Annotated in this window: 20 protein-coding genes; 8 read left to right on the top strand and 12 right to left on the bottom strand. The window is 44.7% G+C overall.

Going from position 1 to position 17,749, the window contains the following annotated elements; translation table 11 throughout:
- Positions 1-101: 101 nt before the first annotated feature.
- Together ED312_RS19045 and ED312_RS19040 are read left to right on the top strand one after the other, a co-directional pair.
- Complete coding sequence (locus ED312_RS19045) at positions 102-551, top strand: DUF6146 family protein (RefSeq protein WP_123217622.1); 450 nt, start codon at positions 102-104, stop codon at positions 549-551.
- A gap of 54 nt (positions 552-605) precedes the next feature.
- A complete protein-coding gene (locus tag ED312_RS19040; RefSeq protein WP_123217621.1) occupies positions 606-914 on the top strand; it encodes a DUF6787 family protein in 309 nt (102 codons plus the stop codon).
- Here the strand turns inward: ED312_RS19040 and ED312_RS19035 are convergent.
- From ED312_RS19035 to ED312_RS19020, 4 genes are read right to left on the bottom strand one after another with little or no spacing between them, the layout of a single operon-like run.
- A complete protein-coding gene (locus tag ED312_RS19035; RefSeq protein WP_123217620.1) occupies positions 911-1,333 on the bottom strand; it encodes a Fur family transcriptional regulator in 423 nt (140 codons plus the stop codon). The two genes, ED312_RS19040 and ED312_RS19035, sit on opposite strands and share 4 nt — an antisense overlap.
- A gap of 40 nt (positions 1,334-1,373) precedes the next feature.
- Positions 1,374-1,814, bottom strand: a complete 441-nt coding sequence (locus tag ED312_RS19030; RefSeq protein ID WP_123217619.1) for a hypothetical protein — start codon at positions 1,812-1,814, stop codon at positions 1,374-1,376.
- A complete protein-coding gene (locus tag ED312_RS19025) occupies positions 1,807-3,084 on the bottom strand; it encodes an ABC transporter permease (RefSeq protein ID WP_123217618.1) in 1,278 nt (425 codons plus the stop codon). The genes ED312_RS19030 and ED312_RS19025 overlap by 8 nt, the downstream gene beginning before the upstream one ends.
- Positions 3,081-3,707: an ABC transporter ATP-binding protein gene (locus ED312_RS19020; RefSeq protein WP_123217617.1), complete on the bottom strand. Its 627-nt coding sequence runs from the start codon at positions 3,705-3,707 to the stop codon at positions 3,081-3,083. Before ED312_RS19020 ends, ED312_RS19025 begins: the two co-directional genes overlap by 4 nt.
- A gap of 100 nt (positions 3,708-3,807) precedes the next feature.
- On the opposite strand from ED312_RS19020, the gene ED312_RS19015 reads away from it, so the two are divergent.
- On the top strand, positions 3,808-4,203 hold the full coding sequence (locus tag ED312_RS19015) for a MerC domain-containing protein (protein WP_170164559.1): 396 nt from the start codon (positions 3,808-3,810) through the stop codon (positions 4,201-4,203).
- A gap of 97 nt (positions 4,204-4,300) precedes the next feature.
- Here the strand turns inward: ED312_RS19015 and ED312_RS19010 are convergent, their stop codons facing one another.
- The 4 genes from ED312_RS19010 to msrA are packed head-to-tail and all read right to left on the bottom strand — an operon-like array spanning position 4,301 to position 6,413.
- Entirely contained in the window at positions 4,301-4,636 is a 336-nt protein-coding gene (locus ED312_RS19010) for a hypothetical protein (RefSeq protein WP_123217615.1), read from the bottom strand.
- A gap of 59 nt (positions 4,637-4,695) precedes the next feature.
- Positions 4,696-5,292, bottom strand: a complete 597-nt coding sequence (gene folE / locus ED312_RS19005) for a GTP cyclohydrolase I FolE (RefSeq protein WP_123217614.1) — start codon at positions 5,290-5,292, stop codon at positions 4,696-4,698.
- 6 nt (positions 5,293-5,298) lie between these two features.
- Positions 5,299-5,856 (bottom strand): DUF4269 domain-containing protein, encoded by a 558-nt coding sequence (locus tag ED312_RS19000; protein WP_123217613.1) that lies wholly within the window; start codon positions 5,854-5,856, stop codon positions 5,299-5,301.
- Between the two features lie 8 nt (positions 5,857-5,864).
- A complete protein-coding gene (gene msrA, locus ED312_RS18995) occupies positions 5,865-6,413 on the bottom strand; it encodes a peptide-methionine (S)-S-oxide reductase MsrA (RefSeq protein ID WP_123217639.1) in 549 nt (182 codons plus the stop codon).
- Positions 6,414-6,559: 146 nt separating this feature from the next.
- Here msrA and ED312_RS18990 point away from each other — a divergent pair, with 146 nt between their 5' ends.
- Both ED312_RS18990 and ED312_RS18985 read left to right on the top strand, forming a co-directional pair.
- The gene (locus tag ED312_RS18990; protein WP_123217612.1) at positions 6,560-7,219 is read left to right on the top strand and encodes an ABC transporter ATP-binding protein; all 660 of its coding nucleotides are present in this window, start codon (positions 6,560-6,562) and stop codon (positions 7,217-7,219) included.
- 184 nt (positions 7,220-7,403) lie between these two features.
- On the top strand, positions 7,404-8,600 hold the full coding sequence (locus tag ED312_RS18985) for a hypothetical protein (RefSeq protein ID WP_123217611.1): 1,197 nt from the start codon (positions 7,404-7,406) through the stop codon (positions 8,598-8,600).
- A 51-nt stretch (positions 8,601-8,651) separates the two neighbouring features.
- Here ED312_RS18985 and ED312_RS18980 read toward each other — a convergent pair whose 3' ends face one another.
- From ED312_RS18980 to ED312_RS18965, 4 genes are all read right to left on the bottom strand, one after another.
- Entirely contained in the window at positions 8,652-10,118 is a 1,467-nt protein-coding gene (locus ED312_RS18980; RefSeq protein ID WP_123217610.1) for an oligosaccharide flippase family protein, read from the bottom strand.
- Between the two features lie 115 nt (positions 10,119-10,233).
- A complete protein-coding gene (locus ED312_RS18975) occupies positions 10,234-11,493 on the bottom strand; it encodes a glycosyltransferase family 4 protein (protein WP_240643143.1) in 1,260 nt (419 codons plus the stop codon).
- Positions 11,494-11,670: 177 nt separating this feature from the next.
- A complete protein-coding gene (locus ED312_RS18970; RefSeq protein WP_240643142.1) occupies positions 11,671-14,115 on the bottom strand; it encodes a YfhO family protein in 2,445 nt (814 codons plus the stop codon).
- A 20-nt stretch (positions 14,116-14,135) separates the two neighbouring features.
- Positions 14,136-14,417 (bottom strand): DUF4834 family protein, encoded by a 282-nt coding sequence (locus tag ED312_RS18965; RefSeq protein WP_123217608.1) that lies wholly within the window; start codon positions 14,415-14,417, stop codon positions 14,136-14,138.
- 432 nt (positions 14,418-14,849) lie between these two features.
- Here ED312_RS18965 and ED312_RS18960 point away from each other — a divergent pair, with 432 nt between their 5' ends.
- The 3 genes from ED312_RS18960 (at position 14,850) to ED312_RS18950 (ending at position 17,708) form a co-directional block, all read left to right on the top strand.
- Positions 14,850-15,899, top strand: a complete 1,050-nt coding sequence (locus ED312_RS18960) for a transporter (protein ID WP_123217607.1) — start codon at positions 14,850-14,852, stop codon at positions 15,897-15,899.
- Positions 15,896-17,026, top strand: a complete 1,131-nt coding sequence (locus ED312_RS18955) for a GNAT family N-acetyltransferase (RefSeq protein ID WP_123217606.1) — start codon at positions 15,896-15,898, stop codon at positions 17,024-17,026. Before ED312_RS18960 ends, ED312_RS18955 begins: the two co-directional genes overlap by 4 nt.
- A gap of 172 nt (positions 17,027-17,198) precedes the next feature.
- Complete coding sequence (locus ED312_RS18950) at positions 17,199-17,708, top strand: DUF4833 domain-containing protein (RefSeq protein ID WP_170164558.1); 510 nt, start codon at positions 17,199-17,201, stop codon at positions 17,706-17,708.
- Positions 17,709-17,749 lie beyond the last annotated feature (41 nt).

Below are 17,749 nucleotides of genomic sequence, written 5' to 3'. Positions count from 1 at the left end.
AATATATTTTTTAAAGAACAAGAAGCCGCTCTCGTAACGAGGACGGCTTTTTTATGATGCTACAATAGCTTTTCCGGCGGATTTTTTGTATTTTTAATACTATGAAGGGATTTCTTAAATACCTACTGATCACCGTGGCCGTAATATCGGGCATTATTGCCTGTACTACCGGGAAGATAGCCTATACATCGGACGAATCGGAAATCTTTAACTCGGAAAGCGGGGACACTGTAGCCATTTCCAATGACAGCCTCGAATATGAAATTATCATTATAGAACCCGGTTTTAATACCTGGCTGCAAAGTGTAGCCCGTCCTGAAGGATATTACTCCCAAAACTTCCTGGAGAGCCGTAACCACATTTATGTCATCAACTGGAATCAAAGGGTAATGGAGCCTTTCCGCTATAATCCGGACCTGTATACCATGCGCATAGATTACGATCCTAATATTGATTACGGTTACGAAGTAAACTATAAGCTCTACAACTATTTTATTTATTTTCAACGGAAATACAATCAGCGACTGGCAGGCTTTATTCCGCGTATCTGACAAAAAGATTATATATCTTCATTATCTTTGTCCGGTTTAAATAATATCTGTGGTATGGAGAAATTAAAAAGGCGTTGGGGAATTGAGTCCAATTTTCAGCTTTTGATCATATTTGTGGTCTTTGCCCTTACCGGGTCGTCCGCCGCAAAGCTGGCGGGTCCCCTTCTTACCTTTTTCGAAATGCACGAAAACAACATGCACCCTGTTCTGTACTGGACACTCAGAATACTGCTTATTTTTCCCGTTTACCAGGTACTTTTGGTCACTTTCGGGTGGTTGTTCGGACAATTCCGCTTTTTCTGGGACTTTGAGAAGAAAATGCTCCGTAGAATGGGGCTCGGTTTTATATTCCCGAAATCTTAAGAACAGTATTTACATGTCCCGTTGATAAGCAGTGAAGACCTGTTTATAATGAAACCGTCCGGAGCATGTACACGCGGTATCTTTGTATCCGGAAGGCAATACGTCTGCTCACAGCTATCACATTTGAAATGCACATGGGCATCCTCACTTTCCTGTTTTGTCACCGCATATTTGATCCCCCCGCTACCATCGTTCACAGCGTGAATTATCCCTTTCTCTTCAAAACTGTTCAGGGTACGGTATACGGTGGATTTATCGAAATTATCTCCCAATTCCTCACTTATATCGTTATAGGATATGGTATGGCTGCTTTCCAGCAACAGCGATAATATTTCTATCCGGGCCGAAGTACGTTTCAAACGATGTGACCTCAGCATCTCTTCTACGTTCTTATCCATAGGTATCGTTTCTGCATTCATAGATTACAATTAAAATTCTTTATCACTGACGAATTTCCTTTCACAATGCAAAACCACTTGCTTCCTTAAGTATGTAGTTACAGTGGTTGATATCATCGGCATTCAGTTCCAATGTACCCGTTATGGTGACGACCTCATCTGTTTTAAAGGCCGGTTTCTTTTCAAATTTGATTTCCAGTACGGACTCCGGTCCGCCGCCTCCACAGAAAAAACAGGAAGCCATAGGGTTCTGGGAAAGCATATATATGCCTTCTTCCGGGGAAAGGCTTAAAAAATAACCGGTTATGGATATTTCCTTTCCTTCCAGTGCTTTTACATTCGGCCCGAAATCCGGAACCAGAAAATAATCATCCGTGGTATCAAAATACCGGGAAGTAAAAGTAACATCTGCCAGATCTTTCCAGGTAACCTTCTCCTGCGCCTTTCCGGATACAACCGCAAAGACACAAAACACACCTATCCAAAAAACATTCTTAATCATCCTTGGCCAAAATTTTAGATACATTGAGATAAAAGACGGGAACTGCCGCCAGTATCGTAGCAAATATCGTCAATAATATCGTAAAGATAAACAAAAAAACCTCCTCTTTCATGATGCCGGCACTGCCTAAGGCATATTGGTAACTCTCTTCGATATAGCCTCCTAAAACCAGGAGCCCGAGCCTGCTCAGCAGTATTCCGCCTACAAATCCCACCAGGCCGATGAGCAATCCCTCCACCAGCATGGAAAGCAGTAATTGCCATTGCGATGCCCCGTAAGTACGCAAAAGTGCCATTTCGTATTTGCGTTCGCGTACGGCTTTGTAGAGATTTACAAAAATACTTATTCCGGACACCAGCATGATCACCGCAGCTATAAGGGTTATGGCCTTACTGCCCGCACTAAGGAGGTTGGACAGCCTTTCTATTTCGTAATTAGGAAGGGCTGCCTGCATATTGGTCTTGTCGTTAATCATTCTCGGCAGGGTTATCATACCCATCGGGTTTTTAAACTTTACCAGCAGGGAAGTGATTTCCTTATCCTCTTCCCGGATATGCGCTTCGTGCTCATGCTCATGTTCATGGTCATGTCCGTCTTCGTGAGCATGTTCCTCGTGATCGTGTTCATCCTCCTGATGTTCTTCACTCCCGCCGTGGTCATGCACGAGCCATATACTTTCCAGGTTACAGATGATCAACTGGTCAGCTACGGTACTCGTAGGTTTTAAAATACCTACTACCGTAAACGGGTGGTGATCGTGTGATTCCGCACTGTTCTCCATTAAACCGTGCGAGCCGGAGAATGTACTTCCGGGGGACAGTTGCAGTTTATCCGCAACAGTAGCGCCGATAACCACTTCAAAAGGTTTTTCCCACAACCTGCCTGCCCCGGTCTCCGCCCCGTAGAGTTCCAGGAAATCCTTACTGGTACCGAGTATACGGTATCCTTTGTAGTTATCGCCATAAGAAACCGGAATACTCTGTTTTACCAGAGGGTTCCGGGATACCCTCCGGGCTTCTTTCAGTTTTATATTTCCCGTGGGGACATCGATATGCAAAACGGAGGACAACACCAGTTGCAGGGGGCTTCCCTTTGCCCCTACAACCATATCTATACCCCTTATGTTTTTCTCCAGTTTATTGTCGAGTTGCCTGGTAATCTGAAACATTAATGAGATCAACCCTATACTGAGGACCAGCAGCAATATGCTTAACAACGTGCTTAACGGATTGGCCAAAGCATTCTTAACACCTAATTTATATACGTTCATAACCGGATGCTGTTAGAAAATTGTGAAGCTATTCTGTGATCGTGGGTAATAACCACGAGACTGGCATTGGTCTGCAGTGCCTGTTCTTTGAGCAGTTCCGTGACCGCTGTGCAGTTTTTGTCATCAAGACTTGATGTGGGTTCGTCTGCCAGGATAACGTCCGGGTTATTTACCAGGGCCGCCGCAATGGAAACCCTTTGTTTTTGCCCTTCACTGAGGTTTGTACCTTTGGAATGTGCCTTTTGAGCTATATTGAGCCTTTCCAGTATAGCGTGCACCCGGCCTTTGTCCTGCCCCGCCCCGGAGAGATTTTGTATGAGCAGAAGGTTCTCTTCTACGGTAAGGGAATGTATAAACTGTGCTTTCTGGAATACTATACCGATATGCCTGCCACGAAATTTATCCAGTTTGCGATGCGATAATTTTGCAATATCCGTCCCCTCTATACTTACCGTTCCCTCTGCCGGTTTTAGCAATCCTGCAAGAAGGTGCAGAAAGGTAGTCTTACCTACCCCGGAGTCCCCCAGCATAAGCAAATGTCCCTTTTTTTCTATTTCAATATCCGGAAACCGGAAATACTGCTCCTTATCATAGCTGAAACAGAGGCCTTTTGTAACAATCATTACGGTTTATTTTTAATGGCAAAGATAACAAACACTTTTATTAATGCAATTTGGTAGCATTTATATTTTTTTGACATATATTTGCAACAAAGTAGCATTTATGGATTCAAATAAAGTGGGTTACCGTTACTGGTATGATTATCTCGGATTTTCCGCATCGCTTTTATGTGCAGTACACTGTGCTGTGTTCCCTATTATTATCACATTTTCAACATTAGGAGGACTGGCATTTCTGGCCGATCCCATCATTGAATGGGGGTTTATAGGCACCGGACTGATCCTGGCCGTTTTATCCTTATGGCCTTCTTATACCAGGTACCACCATAAAAAGCGACCGCTTATACTGGCCGTAAGCGGATTTATACTTATAGCTTTGAGCCGTTTTGAAATACACGAATTATGGGAAGCCGTTCTCACGCCTGTCGGGGCATTGGGAATTGCCATGGCCCATTATTATAACTGGAAATACCTTAAAAAATTCAGACATAAACACTAAGCCCGTCTACTTTTCTCATAACTATATAAAAGGAGGTCCTATATCCGTCCAGGAAACCGGAACAGGGCCCCGGGCTTAGTTATTTATCTTATCCGTTTCAGTCCTTTCTTCCTGTTGTGCCGGCCGTTATTTCCTTATCGGTCCCCGCATCGATCCCTTTCTCTTTTTTAAACACATACACATAGAGCCAGGTAAGGGTAAAGGTCGGTACTACATCCAGCCCCGGGGAAAGCTCCTCTATCAGTGAAAGGACAGCCGCTATTTTCCCGGTTTGTCCTTTATACATTCTGGCTATAAGCCATGCAGAGGCCGGGGCCCAGAGCACATCCGTAAATTCCCCGAAACCGGGGAAAATATACGACAGGTAGCCCACAGCATCAAAGACAAGCCCCAGGATAAGTTTCTTATATTTTCCGTTATTACCTTTAGTCATACAAACCAAGTATTTAAATTCATTCTGTTAATAATAACCGTTCAGGTACCACCCGCCCGTCAGGACAGGTCACTGCCAATAAGCCTCAGGAATTCCGTCCGGGTTTCCACGGTTTCGAAAACTCCGCGGAACCCGGAAGTGGTGGTCACGGAATTTTGCTTCTGTATCCCCCGCATCATCATACACATATGGGAAGCTTCTATGACCACGGCCACCCCCTGTGGTTTCAATGTATTGTTGATACATTCCAGTATATCGTGGGTAAGCCTTTCCTGTACCTGTAACCGCCTTGCAAAAACATCTACGACGCGCGGAATTTTACTCAATCCCACAATATGCCCTTTAGGTATATAAGCCACATGGGCTTTCCCGAAAAAGGGTAGCATATGGTGCTCACACAGGGAGTACAATTCGATATCTTTTACGACCACCATATCGTTATACCCTTCCCTGAACATGGCACTCTTTAATATTTTAGCTGCATCCTGGTGATATCCCTGGGTAAGGAACTGCATTGCCTTCGCGGCCCGTTCCGGGGTTTTCTGAAGTCCTTCCCTGCCCGAATCTTCTCCAAGTTCAGCAATAATCGTATGATAACTGTTCTTTATTTCATCGGTTACTTTCAGGTTGTATTCTTCAAATCTCTTATAGCCCATTTTCCGTTATTTTGTGTTTTTGTTTTCAGTATTTACCATTTTTCTGCCATAGGCCAGCAAAGTGCTGTACGGATCGCCGGTAATCCCCAGAAGAATACCAAAAGCGGGTTCTGTCTTATATCCTTCCCGTTTCAGCTTCTTTACATTACGGCAAAACTCTTCGCCCTTTTCCCGGAGCAATGCCTCTTCCGCTATCATATGTATATAAGCTTCCTGTTCTGTTACGGGTATATTCTGACCGAAAATTTCCACCGGGAAACCATCTGCCACAAAGTTTGCGATCACTGTATCCTTCCCTCCTTTTCTTATATTCCGTATGTCAAACCCAGGGTACTTTCCGAAAGATCCTTCAACACTATTCATAAAATCCGCCTTATGCTCCCAAAAACACAATATATCCAGGTCACTTTTTTCCACTGCTATATCTATCGGCACTGTTCCCGCCAGCAACGGTGTATAACATTCCAGCAACTCCGGGATCCTGTGTATGGTAAGTATTTTATATGCCCTTCTCTGTATTTCACTCCCTGTCTTCAGATAGGTAATATCGGTAAAGTCCGTCATTCGTCCTTTTATTCCGTTTCCAGTTTGTCCTTATAAAGATGCTTTAGTTTTCGGAGTTTAGGGGTAATGATCACCTGGCAGTACGGTTGGGAAGTATTACGTTCGTAATAGTCCTGGTGGTCTGCTTCCGCCACATAAAAAGGTCCCGCTTCCGTTACTTCGGTTACTACAGGACTATCGTAAATTTTTTCTTTTTCCAGTGACCTTATGTAATTTACGGCTTTTTCTTTTTGTTCTTCATCCTTATAAAAGACCGCCGAACGATATTGTGTTCCCACATCATTGCCCTGACGGTTCAGTGTCGTGGGATCGTGTGTAGCGAAAAATACTTCCAGAAGTTCGTCATAGCTTATCAGACCGGCATTGTAGGTTATCCTTACCCCTTCTGCGTGTCCCGTTCTGCCCGTACATACTTCCCTGTATGCCGGGTTCCTGATGTTCCCTCCCGTATATCCTGATTCCACTTTCTCCACGCCTTTCAGACGCTTAAATACGGCTTCAGTACACCAAAAACACCCTCCGGCGAATATTGCTTCCGACAATTCTTTGTTTTCCATATCCGTTTTCCACATTATTAAAACTAAAGGTAAGAATAAAAATTCATTTGCAAATTTCCCCACAACTCCCATATAAAAGTTATTTTTGGGCTTTGCAGAAACCCAACGTGGGTTATAAAGCGGCGTATTACGGAAAAAGACCATTTATGATCAAAGCGGAAAACATCCATAAAAGTTTCGGGGACCTCGAAGTCCTGAAAGGAGTGAACCTTCACATAAATAAAGGAGAAGTGGTTTCTATCGTAGGGGCTTCCGGCGCGGGAAAAACCACCCTGCTCCAAATACTGGGGACCCTGGAACGCATGACCAAAAACGGTAACAGCCGCCTGCTGATCAATGATGTGAACGTGGAACTGCTAAATGCCCGGAAACTGGCGCGTTTCCGAAACAGACACATCGGTTTTATTTTTCAGTTTCACCAGTTGCTGCCCGAATTTACCGCCGTTGAAAATGTTTGTATCCCTGCCTATATAGCCGGAAAACAAAGAAAAGAATCCGAAGAACGTGCCAGGGAATTACTGGACTTCCTGAACCTTTCACACCGTTACGACCATAAACCGAAAGAGCTTTCCGGGGGGGAACAACAACGTGTCGCCGTAGCCCGGGCCCTTATCAATAACCCGGATATTATCTTTGCCGACGAACCCAGCGGAAACCTGGATTCCGAATCCGCAGAAAACCTGCATCGTCTCTTCTTCCGGTTACGGGACGAATTTCAGCAAACCTTTGTTATAGTCACCCACAACGAGGAACTGGCCGATATGGCAGACCGCAAACTGGTAATGGTAGACGGCAATATTATTTGATGTATTCCTGCTGAAATTCCCTTCTATTTTCTGTCAAAAAAACAAACACCACAAACGATTGTTTTTCAACAACATGGACCACCTGGAGATGATTTAACCCTCTCCCGGTATATCTTTGGCACGCTCATTGATCATATTTTCGTGTAGCCGACCTGAATTTTAACATTAAAAAAAATCGGATATTATGAAAAGGTTATTGATACTATTAACGGCAACATTATTTAGTTTCACTTCGGGCAAGGCCGCTACCGGATCAGTGAACAGTTCTCCTTATAACGATGCTTTCATCTTTGTAGAGGACGGAATTACTTTTTCCGTTTTCCCTAACGGTGAACTTGACTTTTACATCGATAATAACCCTCAGGTTAGCGCCAATGTAAATGTAGGTAATGTAAACATCAGTTTTAACTCGGGTTACAACTATGATCCCTATGTGCAGTATGACGACTACGGAGCTGTAATCCAGGTAATGAATACCCCAGTATTTTACGATTATTACGGCCGGGTATCCAGGGTAGGTTCCGTAAATGTATATTATAATACCAACAGGGTAATCCGCGTCGGCGGACTTCATGTGTACTATGATCCGTACGGGGGGTTCAGTCATTTTACCGGGTATATCAACATCTATAACCGCGGTTATGTTTACAGGCCGTACCACCGTTATTTTACCAGGCCTTTACCGCGTTACTGTATAGTGTATAACAGACCTTACCGAAGGTATTATCACCCGGTACGATACAGTTATTACAAACCCTACAGGAATAATCACCGCAGGGCATATGCTACCGTGGGCAGAACATATCATTATAAAGAAAATAACAGAAGACGATCTGTATACGCCAACGACCGAAGGGTAAAACGGAATGACTACAGTTCATTACGAAGGGAAATAGCCCAGAGGGACAACAAGGGGAGCACTGCCCGGAGATCATCCTATAACAGGAATGACAATCCTGCAAGGGCCTCTATGTCGGGCAGAAACGCTGCAAGAAATTCGTCCGCAGTAAAAAATTCGGATTCGCGTCGTAACAAAAGCGTTAACCAGCGGACTAATACCAGCAGAAAACAGAACGAGGCCGTTCGGAACAGGAACTCTTCTGCAAACCAGAGAAACTCCTACGGCCGGAACTCCGTACAGCAAAGGGCCAAAGTACAAAACAGGCCGGATGTAAGGAGAAATGCTCCGCAAAGAGTAAATAACAACTCGCGAAACGTACAGCGGAAACAGCATACTGCTCCCAGAGTACAAACGCGAAACACACACCAGGTTAGAAAAGCCGCCCCTCAAAGGCAGGTGAGATCTTCATCCGCCAGACAGGTAAGAAGTAAAGCAAATATGTCCAGACGGACTTCTTCTTCGGGAAGAGGCCGGGGATAAAAATAATGTTTAGTTAGTTTTTTAGGTTTAAAGATCGGGTCCGCAGGTTAATTACCTGCGGGCTTTTTTATTTAAAACTTTTTCAATTATCCTTACGATATCTTCGGATAATTCCAGTTTATAAACCAGGAAGAGATATACCCCCCCTATCAGAACAGACTTTAACCCGATATTGACAAGCGGATAAAAATCGAAATCCCAGAAGCCGAATACCAGTATAAGAAATATAATAAGCAGGGTGGTCTTTAAGGTTTTTGCGGAAAAAGGATGCAACTTCATTTTAGCATATACAAAGCCTATTTTGGTACCGTTATATACCAAAACCGCCAGAAGCGTGGCAAAAGCCGCCCCGTCAATTCCCCACAGCGGAATAAAAACCATGTTCAGGATAACGGTAAGAACGGCCAGAAATACCCCGAAAAAAAGTATGATCCTGTAGTAATCCGAGTTGAACAAAATCGAATTGTTGTTTCCCATCAGGTTCTCGGAAAGTTTGGCAAGAGCAATAAAGAATACCACGATAATCCCTTCGCTGTAATTTCCCGGGATAACCCTGTATAACTCACTTATGTTAAGCGTTATCCACAAGAACAACAGCCCCCCTACAACGTACAAGGTCAAAGAGCTTCTTTGGTAAAGGCTTTGCAGCTCTTCCCGGCGACGTTCGTTCATCAGTTTTGCGGTAATGGGATAGGTTATCTGGTGCATTGCCCTGGACGGCACCACAATGACCATTGCTATAAAAACAGCCACATTATAGAAGGCCACATTGTTTATAATCTTGTACTGCCCGATCATAAATGTATCTATATCGAGTAAAACAACAGCAACGGACCCGGCTACCACAATGAGCCCCGAATATTTCCATACCGAAACGGCACGGACGGGAAAAGTCCAGGAAAAGCGGGGTGGATTTACGGTCCAGGTATGTACCGCCATCACTGCGGTGCGCAGGAGGTACATTCCGGTAAGCCAGAAGACAAAATCCTCAATCTCAATCCGGCCGAAATGGACCATGAAAAGCAATATCATCACTACGGCACGGGGAAAGACCTCCTTCATAAAATTCCCGAAAGTGGAACGCATATGTACCTTACCCCAGGCAAAAAACACTTCGAAATACGCCATTGCGAAAGCCACTCCGTAAATGGCCCATGTATAATCTTCCACCACCGGGTTCTTCTGCGAAAGGAATGCCGCGATATACCGGTACCCCAATGTGCCGAGCAATCCTACGGGTATAATAACGGAGAGCGGAAGAATAAACATCATAAAAACAAACTTCCGCCGCTCTTCCTCTTCTTTATAAGAGGAGAAAAACTTCACCAGGGTATTATGTACCCCGAAAGCAAAAAGCGGCATCAATATGTTTGCCGTGGAAAGCAGGTAGCCTACCAGGCCATAATATTCCTCGGTAAGGAAATTGGTATACAGGAACAAGGTATTTACTGCCCCGAGTCCGAACCCGAGGTATGTATTAACCGTATTTTTAAGCGTCTGACGGAATACTATTCCCATAAATATAGGCTGTAAATGCTTTTAACTCACAACGTGAGACCCGCAATGCCCCCGGCCTGTGATTTTCACATCCGGGTTGTCCCACGCCGGACAAAGTTCCGTAAAAGTCCGGAATTTACGATCCCCTCTCCCCGTTTTCTTTTACGGGCATGTTTTCCAGGATAAGGTTTGCCAGTTTGTTCGCCAGCGCCCTCCTGCTGTATTTCTGTACACCGGAAGGTGAAACTTTTAGCTTGTTCCACAGAAACCTTTCGTAACTCTGGAAAAGCTTGTCTTTTAATGCCCCTTTTTCTGCATAGGTAAATGTAGTTCCCGCCCCGGTTTCCGTTATGATACGGGCCACATCCCAGCCCTCCGGCCCTATGGCAATTACAGGTCTTTTGGCCACCATATATTCGAAAAGCTTACCAGGTATGATACCCCGCGTTTCTTCTCTGTTCATTTCTATGAGCAGTAATATCCGCGCAGATCGCTGTAGTTTTAATGCTTCTTCATGCGATACATAGCCGGGAAGTACCAGATATTTGCTCAACCCGTATTCCTCCAGGGTATTGAGAATTTCGTTACTGACAGTACCCGTAAACTTCAGCACCAGGTTATCCGCAAAATCCTTGTGCTCTGCCGTAAGTTCCGCCAGGGCTTCCCACAGTATCAACGGGTTTCTCTCCGTAAGCAGGGACCCTATATGGGCTATGGTAAAGGTTTTATCCGGCTCCACGTTTTCCGTGAACGTCAGGTCGTAGCCATTGGTGATCACCTCTATGGGGGTCCCGGTCTTTTCCCTGAATTCATCCGCGGTAGTAAAACTGGTAACCAGCAGACGATCTGCCCTGTTCAATACTTCCTGTTCCAGTTCCTGGTGTTTTCGCCGGGAAGATCCCGACAGTTTCAGTTTTTCGTGATAGCTGATACTGGTCCACGGATCGCGAAAATCAGCTATCCATCTCACTCCCCTTTTCTTTTTCAGCCCCATTCCGATGAGGTGCACACTATGCGGGGGACCGGTAGTAATGACAGTATCTATATTTTCTTTGCGAAGGTATCCGGAAAGGTAACGGACGGAAGGTTTTACCCAGAATTTCCTGGCATCGGGAATAAAGAGGTTTCCCCTTATCCACAAAAGTATTTTTTCGACGGGTGACTGTTTCTTCTCTCTTATAAGCCCCGAACTTATCTCTTTTGTCTTTTTTCCGGAAAGCACCGAAGCTATGGCGTACGGTTCGAATACAGGGCGTTTGAGGACGGTAATATCGTGTGGTATTTCTTTTTCAAAACTTTTGTCCGTTACAGGATAATGCGGATTTTCAGGGGCATAAACCACGGGTTCCACGCCGAACTCGCCCAGGTACTTGACAAATTTGAGCCACCGTTGCACCCCGGGACCGCCCGCAGGAGGCCAATAGTAAGTTATGATAAGTACTTTTTTCTTCAGGATTCTACAGATTTGAAATTTTCAGATATGAGGTAATTTTATACTATACGTATACGGCCGGGGCACCTCGAACCCATCCGGGGTAATCATTCAAACCAGGGAACATTTTCTTTACATCCGCTACCGGTCACCAACCGCATGTTCCCTCTTTTTCCTTACCCCGTAAAAAATTCCCCCCAACAATAATAATCCCAGGAGAATATTTCCGGCAAGGGCTATCGTACTCCCTTTTTTCACCACTTCGGGTTCAAAACGGAATTCTATAGTATGTTTTCCTGCCGGAACTTCCATAGCCCGGAGTGCGTAATCCGCACGGAAAAAAGAAGTTTCCCTGCCGTCTATGGTTGCTTTCCATCCGTGCGGATAATACATTTCGGAAAAAACGGCAAGGCCGTCATTCGGGTTCTCGGATATGTATTTGAGATAATTCGGGCGGTATTCCGTTAATCGTATGGATGCCGCCGGGCTTACTTCAAAAGAACGTTCCGCTACGGCCGTCACATCTTCAAAAGCATTCCGGTTAAAAACCGCTTCTTCCCGTACCTGCAGGCTGTCCAGCGCATTCATCTCTTCGTCCGCATTGTTCACCGGGATCAGTCTTTTTACGAACCAGGCATTTCCTGCCGCTTCCGGGTTCCGGGCTGGGTATAATTTACCTTCCTCATTTTGCTGTATCACATACTTCACATTGAGCATGTTCAGTACAGCCATATTATTTTTAGCCACCTGGTACTCGAATAATTCCATCAGCCTGCCCGGTTTGGCCGCATGGTATCCGCCTACGGAATGGTGAAAATACGAAGTCCTGGCCCCGTTAAGGCCTACCGAGGGTTCATAAACCCGGTAATGGGTAGTATCCTTAAGTATTTCCTTGTCTACGGGAGTTTCCCGGAAAGGGATATCCATCACTTTGGCCTGTACGAAGTCATCTTTGTCCACATAGCGTCTGGCGACACCGCTCAGGTCAAAAAGCACCAGGGCCGTAAAACCGCCGACAACATACATATACTTAAACTTTCCTTTCAGGTAAAGCCACAAAACCCCCGCAGCGAGCACTACAAAAATAAAAGTACGCCAAAGGTCGGCGGTATACATGGCTTTCCGGTCTGCCTTTATTTTGTCTACGATCTCATTCCCGTAATATTGCCGGTATGCCGCGTCACCAGCCCCGTTGAAGTCAAAAAAGCCGCGCCCGACAAACAACAGTGCCAGCAGGCCGAAGATTATTATAGCTGTCCATTTCAATGCCTGTGTTTTTTCTTCTGCAGACCGCGAACTGTCCAAGAACCGCCCAAGTCCCAGGATGGCCAGCACGGGCACACACAATTCCAGTATCACCTGTATGGAAGATACCGCACGGAATTTATTGTACATGGGGAAATAATCGATCATCAGATTGGTCAGCAGGCTAAAATTTTTTCCCCAGGACAGTAAAAGCGACAGGAGTATTCCCGCGAGGAGCCACCATTTGGTCTTTCCCTTAACCAGGAATAATGACAGTACAAAAAGGAACAAGATTACCGCTCCCACATATGCCGGCCCGGCTACACCAGGTTGTTTTCCCCAGTACGTAGGAAGGTTTTCCGCAAAATCCAGGGCCTGCACCCTCGGTACTCCCTGTTTCAATAAAAAATTATAGGTTTCGGAATCTTCCCCGAGCTTTTCACTGTTCGATCCCCCGAAAAGCCGCGGTACAAAAAGATTCAATGTTTCCGTAATGCCGTAGCTATATTGTGTAATATACTCCTTATCCAGTCCGTTCGCATCTTTTTTCGGTGACCCGTCCGGGTTTACGGTCAGTTCGCTTTTGCCACGGGTACTCCATTGTGCATACTCCTGCGTGGCCAGCAGGTTGGTGGCATTGGTCAGTATCCCGATAAATACGGCGACCACAAGAATGCCACAGGTCTTCAGGAACCGGGGCACCTCTTTTTTCCTGAAAGCTTCAACAGCGTATACTACTCCGAGTGCCAGGACCAGCAACATCAGGTAGTAGGTCATCTGAATATGATTGGCACTTATTTCCAGCGCCATCCCGAAAGCGGTCAGCAGGAATCCTGAAATGTACTTTTGCCGGAATGCCAGCAGTATTCCTGCCAGTACTACGGGAAAATAACCGATGGCATGGGCCTTGGCATTGTGTCCCACACCGATAATGATAATGAGATAGGTAGATAAACCAAAGGCCAGGGCACCGAGAAAGGCCAGTTTGTAATCGACCTTCATGACCAGTAGCAGAATGTAAAATCCTACGAAATACAGGAACATGTAATCTGCCGGCCTCGGCAGAAAACGAATGGTCCGGTCCAGTTTTTTAATATAATCATGCGGATAATTGGCCCCCAGTTGATAGGTGGGCATGCCCCCGAAAGCACTATTGGTCCAGTAAGGTTCTTCCCCTGTTTTTTTGATGAAATCCCGCTGTTCTTTGGCCATACCGTTAAATTGTACGATATCGCTCTGGAATATTTTTTTCCCCTGTAGTGCGGGTATAAAATACCCTATAGAAACTGCAATAAATACCAGGACAATGATAAAATGAGGCAAGATCTTTTTTATCTGCATGAAAGAAGGTTTGGTTTCAGTTAGTCAATTTCCTCAAAATCGATGTACTCTCCTACTTTTTTACCGGATTTTGAAGTTCTTTGTTTTCTGATATTTTCCGGTGTATTTTCTATGACCACTTCTCCCTCCTGCGGCATTTCTCTTCTCCCTCCGCCCTGTGTGCGGTTCCGGTGTTGTTCCTGGTATTTTTCCTGTGCTTTTTTAGAGGCATACCGGAATAACATGGGGCCGAACATCCTCGCCAGGAAACGGAAAAGGTAATAAAAAATAACAATAAATGCTATGGTTCTTAGTAACTGCATTCAAAAACAATATTTATTCTAACGTCAAAAATACGATTCTCTTATTTTAAAACAGGACGCAATTTCATAAAAAAATAATAAAATCTATATATTTGGGCAAATATCGGGACCGGTCGTACGTTATAATTTTTAAGGGCCGGGGTGCGGATAAGGGCTTTTCTTAAAAACAATCTGCTATGCGTTGGAAATCCACAGGTTGTTTTTTTAGCAAACCGAAAATCCTTTTTACCAGGAATAATTTTAGAGGACTGATCCCGTTACCCGTGAATCAGCAGCTAAAATTAACGAAAACTAAGAAACTGTAATGAATCCCGATGTTACCGGGGTCAGGTTTTAACCTTTAATTCAATAACAATATCCCGGGGCCTTTAAAAATCCGGTTTTCACCCCGGTGCCGGAAAATATCCGAACACAAACACCTGAGTCGCAATTATGAAACATCTCTATCTTAAACTACTTATTCTGACATTGGTTACGGGCAATCCGTTGTATGCACAGTATACGGATATCATTAATTCCAATCGTCCCGGAAGGTCAGTCAGCGCCTATGCTCCCGGTAAAAATGTTTACCAGGCAGAAATGGGAGTTTTTTATGAAAGACGGAAACACGACGGCCTGCGGACGGAAAACGAACAATACGGAACGGATTTTGCCCTGAGGGTCGGCGTACTCGAAGAAAGACTTGAAATAACCTGGCAGGGTATTTATATGTGGGACAACATAACCTACAATACTTCCGCCACTCCCTATACGGTAAGACAAAGCAATTTTTACCAGAATACTGTCGGTGCCAAATACCTGATCTTCGAACCTAAGTTAAGAGAGGCTAACCTCTACAGCTGGCGTGACGATCATACGGCATTCCACCTGTCGGATCTTATACCGGCCGTTTCGGCCTATATCGGTACCAACCTGCTTTTCGGGGACAATCCGTTTTACCCGGACGAGCCGTCCCTGTCCATGAAGGCCATGCTCATCACGCAAAGCCACTTTGCCGGAAGCTGGGTATTTACGACCAACTTCATATTCGACCGGCTCGGAGGAGATGATCCTTTGTTTAGCTATATCTTAACTTTAACCCACTCCCTTTCGGACCCTCGATATTCTGTCTTTGCAGAGCACCAGGGGTTTAAGAGTGACACCTACGGTGACGGCATTTTCCGGTTCGGGGCGGCCAGGCTTATAAACAGCCACTTACAGGTAGATGCTTCCGCCGGTATTAATATAAAAAATACTCCCTCCAGGTTGTTTGCCGGGCTGGGCGTATCATATCGTCTGGACTATCATGAAGACGAATATATACCCGTACCCCTGGAGGAGGATGACAAGGATAAAGATGAAGAGAATGAAACAGAGAACCCGGAGCTGCTGGATCATAAGGCAGGAAAAAAGATCAAGTACGAAAAGACAAAGAAACAGAAGCGAAAAAATAAAAAGAAAAAGGGCAAAAGAAAAGAAAATCCTTTCGATATAGACTTATGATTACCGTAAAAGAAGTGAAGCAACCGGGAGAGCTGAAAGCTTTCGTCAAATTCCCCTTTAAACTCTACAAGGATTCTCCGTATTGGGTCCCTCCCCTTATCAAAGAAGAAATAGCGACTTTTGATAAAACAAAAAACCCTTCCCTGGAAAACGCGGACGTGTGGTTATTTCTGGCATATAAAGAGGGGAAAATAGCAGGACGTATCGCCGCAATCATCAACCATATAGAGGTAGAAGAACAACAAAAGAAAAAAATCCGGTTCGGCTGGTTCGATGTAGTGGATGACATAGAAGTCACAAAAGCCCTGCTGGCTAAAGTGGCGGAAATAGGTAAAGAAAAAGAACTGAAATATCTTGAAGGGCCTGTAGGTTTTACCCATATGGACAAAGCCGGGATGCTCGTAAAAGGCTTTGACAAGCTTAGCAATATGTCCACCATATACAATTACACCTACTACCCGGAACACTTCAGGAAATTGGGGTTCAGCGAAGGCGCAGCATGGGTGGAATTCCTCATCGGCATACCCGATACGGTACCGGAAAAAATAGGTAAGTTTTCGGATATTATCCTCAAAAGGTATAACCTGAGATTATTGCAGTTCAAGTCTTCCGCAGAGCTGGTGGAATATGCCGATGACATGTTCGACCTTATGAACCGTTCTTTCAAGGACCTGCAATCGTTTATCCCCATCCAGAAACCCCAGATAGAGCAATACAAAAAAAAATACCTGAAATTCATACATCCCGATTTTGTCAAGTTCATTGTGGATGAAAACGGTAAGATGGTAGCTTTTTCCATTACCATGCCTTCTTTTTCCAGGGCTTTACAAAAGGCAAAAGGCAAACTCTTCCCCTTCGGTTTCTTCCACATCCTGCAAGCGCAAAAAAAGAGCACTTCCGCAACATTATATCTCATTGGGGTGGACCCGAAATATCAGAACAAGGGGGTTACGGCCATTATTTTTAACGAAACGAATAAGATATTCCGGAAAAGGGGCATGCGATATGTCGAATCCAACCCTGAGCTGGAAGAAAACATGGCGGTCCAGCTCCTGTGGAAACACTACGAAGAGCACAAGAAACACAAACGAAGGGTTACCTGGGTCAAACCCCTGGATATGATATAAGCTGTGGACACAAAGTGTAGAAAAGATATCCGGAAAAGAAAAATGAAGCAGAAGAGGTATTAAACGGAAATTCTTAAACTTAAATAATGTATTTATGTTTTATCAAACGACTCGCCTGTTAATATTATCCGGATATCCGTCTTTCTGCCCGGCTATAAAATTATCCTGCTTTTTGGGTTTCCTTTTCCTTTTTTCCGTTTCTTTCGCCCAGAATGGTTACCCGGTACCGGAAACAACACCTACCAGGCTTTTTTATATCCAGCACAGTAATAACCACAATACTTACGTCTACGATGCCAGGATGGAAGGCAAGTCCCTGGCCCGGAATAACCCTGTAGAGGCTTACCGGATTGTGTATACCGAAGGAGGTATCAGAAAACCGTTAAACCTGGCACAAAAAAAACTGGCATACGGTATCGCGACGGAGTATCTGGCGCCGGACCTCTACGAAATGTACCTGGCAGTATCCAAAAAACTAAAACTTTATCTCACTCTGAATTCCCATAGAAAACCGGTGGTTACCGTAACCGTTAATAACCGTAAAATGTACCTGGACAGAATGTTTGTACAGATAAAAAACAAAACTGCAGGAGTACATGTCAAGGCCGACTGGGTATTGTTCGAAGGAAAAGATTTTGAAACTTCGGAGAGGGTAACGGAAAGGGTCATGATGGAAGAGTAAACACATCAATCTTAAACCGGCTGAAAAACCTTCCGTATTGC

Source organism: Sinomicrobium pectinilyticum (assembly GCF_003725735.1).
Classification (GTDB): Bacteria; Bacteroidota; Bacteroidia; order Flavobacteriales; family Flavobacteriaceae; genus Sinomicrobium; species Sinomicrobium pectinilyticum.
Note: the sequence above shows the minus strand (reverse complement) of the source record. Positions and strands in the feature narration are given on the sequence as shown.

What these genes read in the sequence shown, in the direction of transcription:
- ED312_RS19035 (WP_123217620.1), bottom strand. Translation starts at nt 1,333, where the DNA reads ATGAATGCAGAAACGATACCTATGGATAAGAACGTAGAAGAGATGCTG.
- folE (WP_123217614.1), bottom strand. Translation starts at nt 5,292, where the DNA reads ATGGGCTATAAGAGATTTGAAGAATACAACCTGAAAGTAACCGATGAA.
- ED312_RS18970 (WP_240643142.1), bottom strand. Translation starts at nt 14,115, where the DNA reads ATGCAGATAAAAAAGATCTTGCCTCATTTTATCATTGTCCTGGTATTT.
- ED312_RS18980 (WP_123217610.1), bottom strand. Translation starts at nt 10,118, where the DNA reads ATGGGAATAGTATTCCGTCAGACGCTTAAAAATACGGTTAATACATAC.
- ED312_RS18960 (WP_123217607.1), top strand. Translation starts at nt 14,850, where the DNA reads ATGAAACATCTCTATCTTAAACTACTTATTCTGACATTGGTTACGGGC.
- ED312_RS18990 (WP_123217612.1), top strand. Translation starts at nt 6,560, where the DNA reads ATGATCAAAGCGGAAAACATCCATAAAAGTTTCGGGGACCTCGAAGTC.
- ED312_RS19020 (WP_123217617.1), bottom strand. Translation starts at nt 3,707, where the DNA reads ATGATTGTTACAAAAGGCCTCTGTTTCAGCTATGATAAGGAGCAGTAT.
- ED312_RS18965 (WP_123217608.1), bottom strand. Translation starts at nt 14,417, where the DNA reads ATGCAGTTACTAAGAACCATAGCATTTATTGTTATTTTTTATTACCTT.
- ED312_RS19000 (WP_123217613.1), bottom strand. Translation starts at nt 5,856, where the DNA reads ATGACGGACTTTACCGATATTACCTATCTGAAGACAGGGAGTGAAATA.
- ED312_RS19025 (WP_123217618.1), bottom strand. Translation starts at nt 3,084, where the DNA reads ATGAACGTATATAAATTAGGTGTTAAGAATGCTTTGGCCAATCCGTTA.
- msrA (WP_123217639.1), bottom strand. Translation starts at nt 6,413, where the DNA reads ATGGAAAACAAAGAATTGTCGGAAGCAATATTCGCCGGAGGGTGTTTT.
- ED312_RS19040 (WP_123217621.1), top strand. Translation starts at nt 606, where the DNA reads ATGGAGAAATTAAAAAGGCGTTGGGGAATTGAGTCCAATTTTCAGCTT.
- ED312_RS18985 (WP_123217611.1), top strand. Translation starts at nt 7,404, where the DNA reads ATGAAAAGGTTATTGATACTATTAACGGCAACATTATTTAGTTTCACT.
- ED312_RS19015 (WP_170164559.1), top strand. Translation starts at nt 3,808, where the DNA reads ATGGATTCAAATAAAGTGGGTTACCGTTACTGGTATGATTATCTCGGA.
- ED312_RS18955 (WP_123217606.1), top strand. Translation starts at nt 15,896, where the DNA reads ATGATTACCGTAAAAGAAGTGAAGCAACCGGGAGAGCTGAAAGCTTTC.
- ED312_RS19045 (WP_123217622.1), top strand. Translation starts at nt 102, where the DNA reads ATGAAGGGATTTCTTAAATACCTACTGATCACCGTGGCCGTAATATCG.
- ED312_RS19030 (WP_123217619.1), bottom strand. Translation starts at nt 1,814, where the DNA reads ATGATTAAGAATGTTTTTTGGATAGGTGTGTTTTGTGTCTTTGCGGTT.
- ED312_RS19010 (WP_123217615.1), bottom strand. Translation starts at nt 4,636, where the DNA reads ATGACTAAAGGTAATAACGGAAAATATAAGAAACTTATCCTGGGGCTT.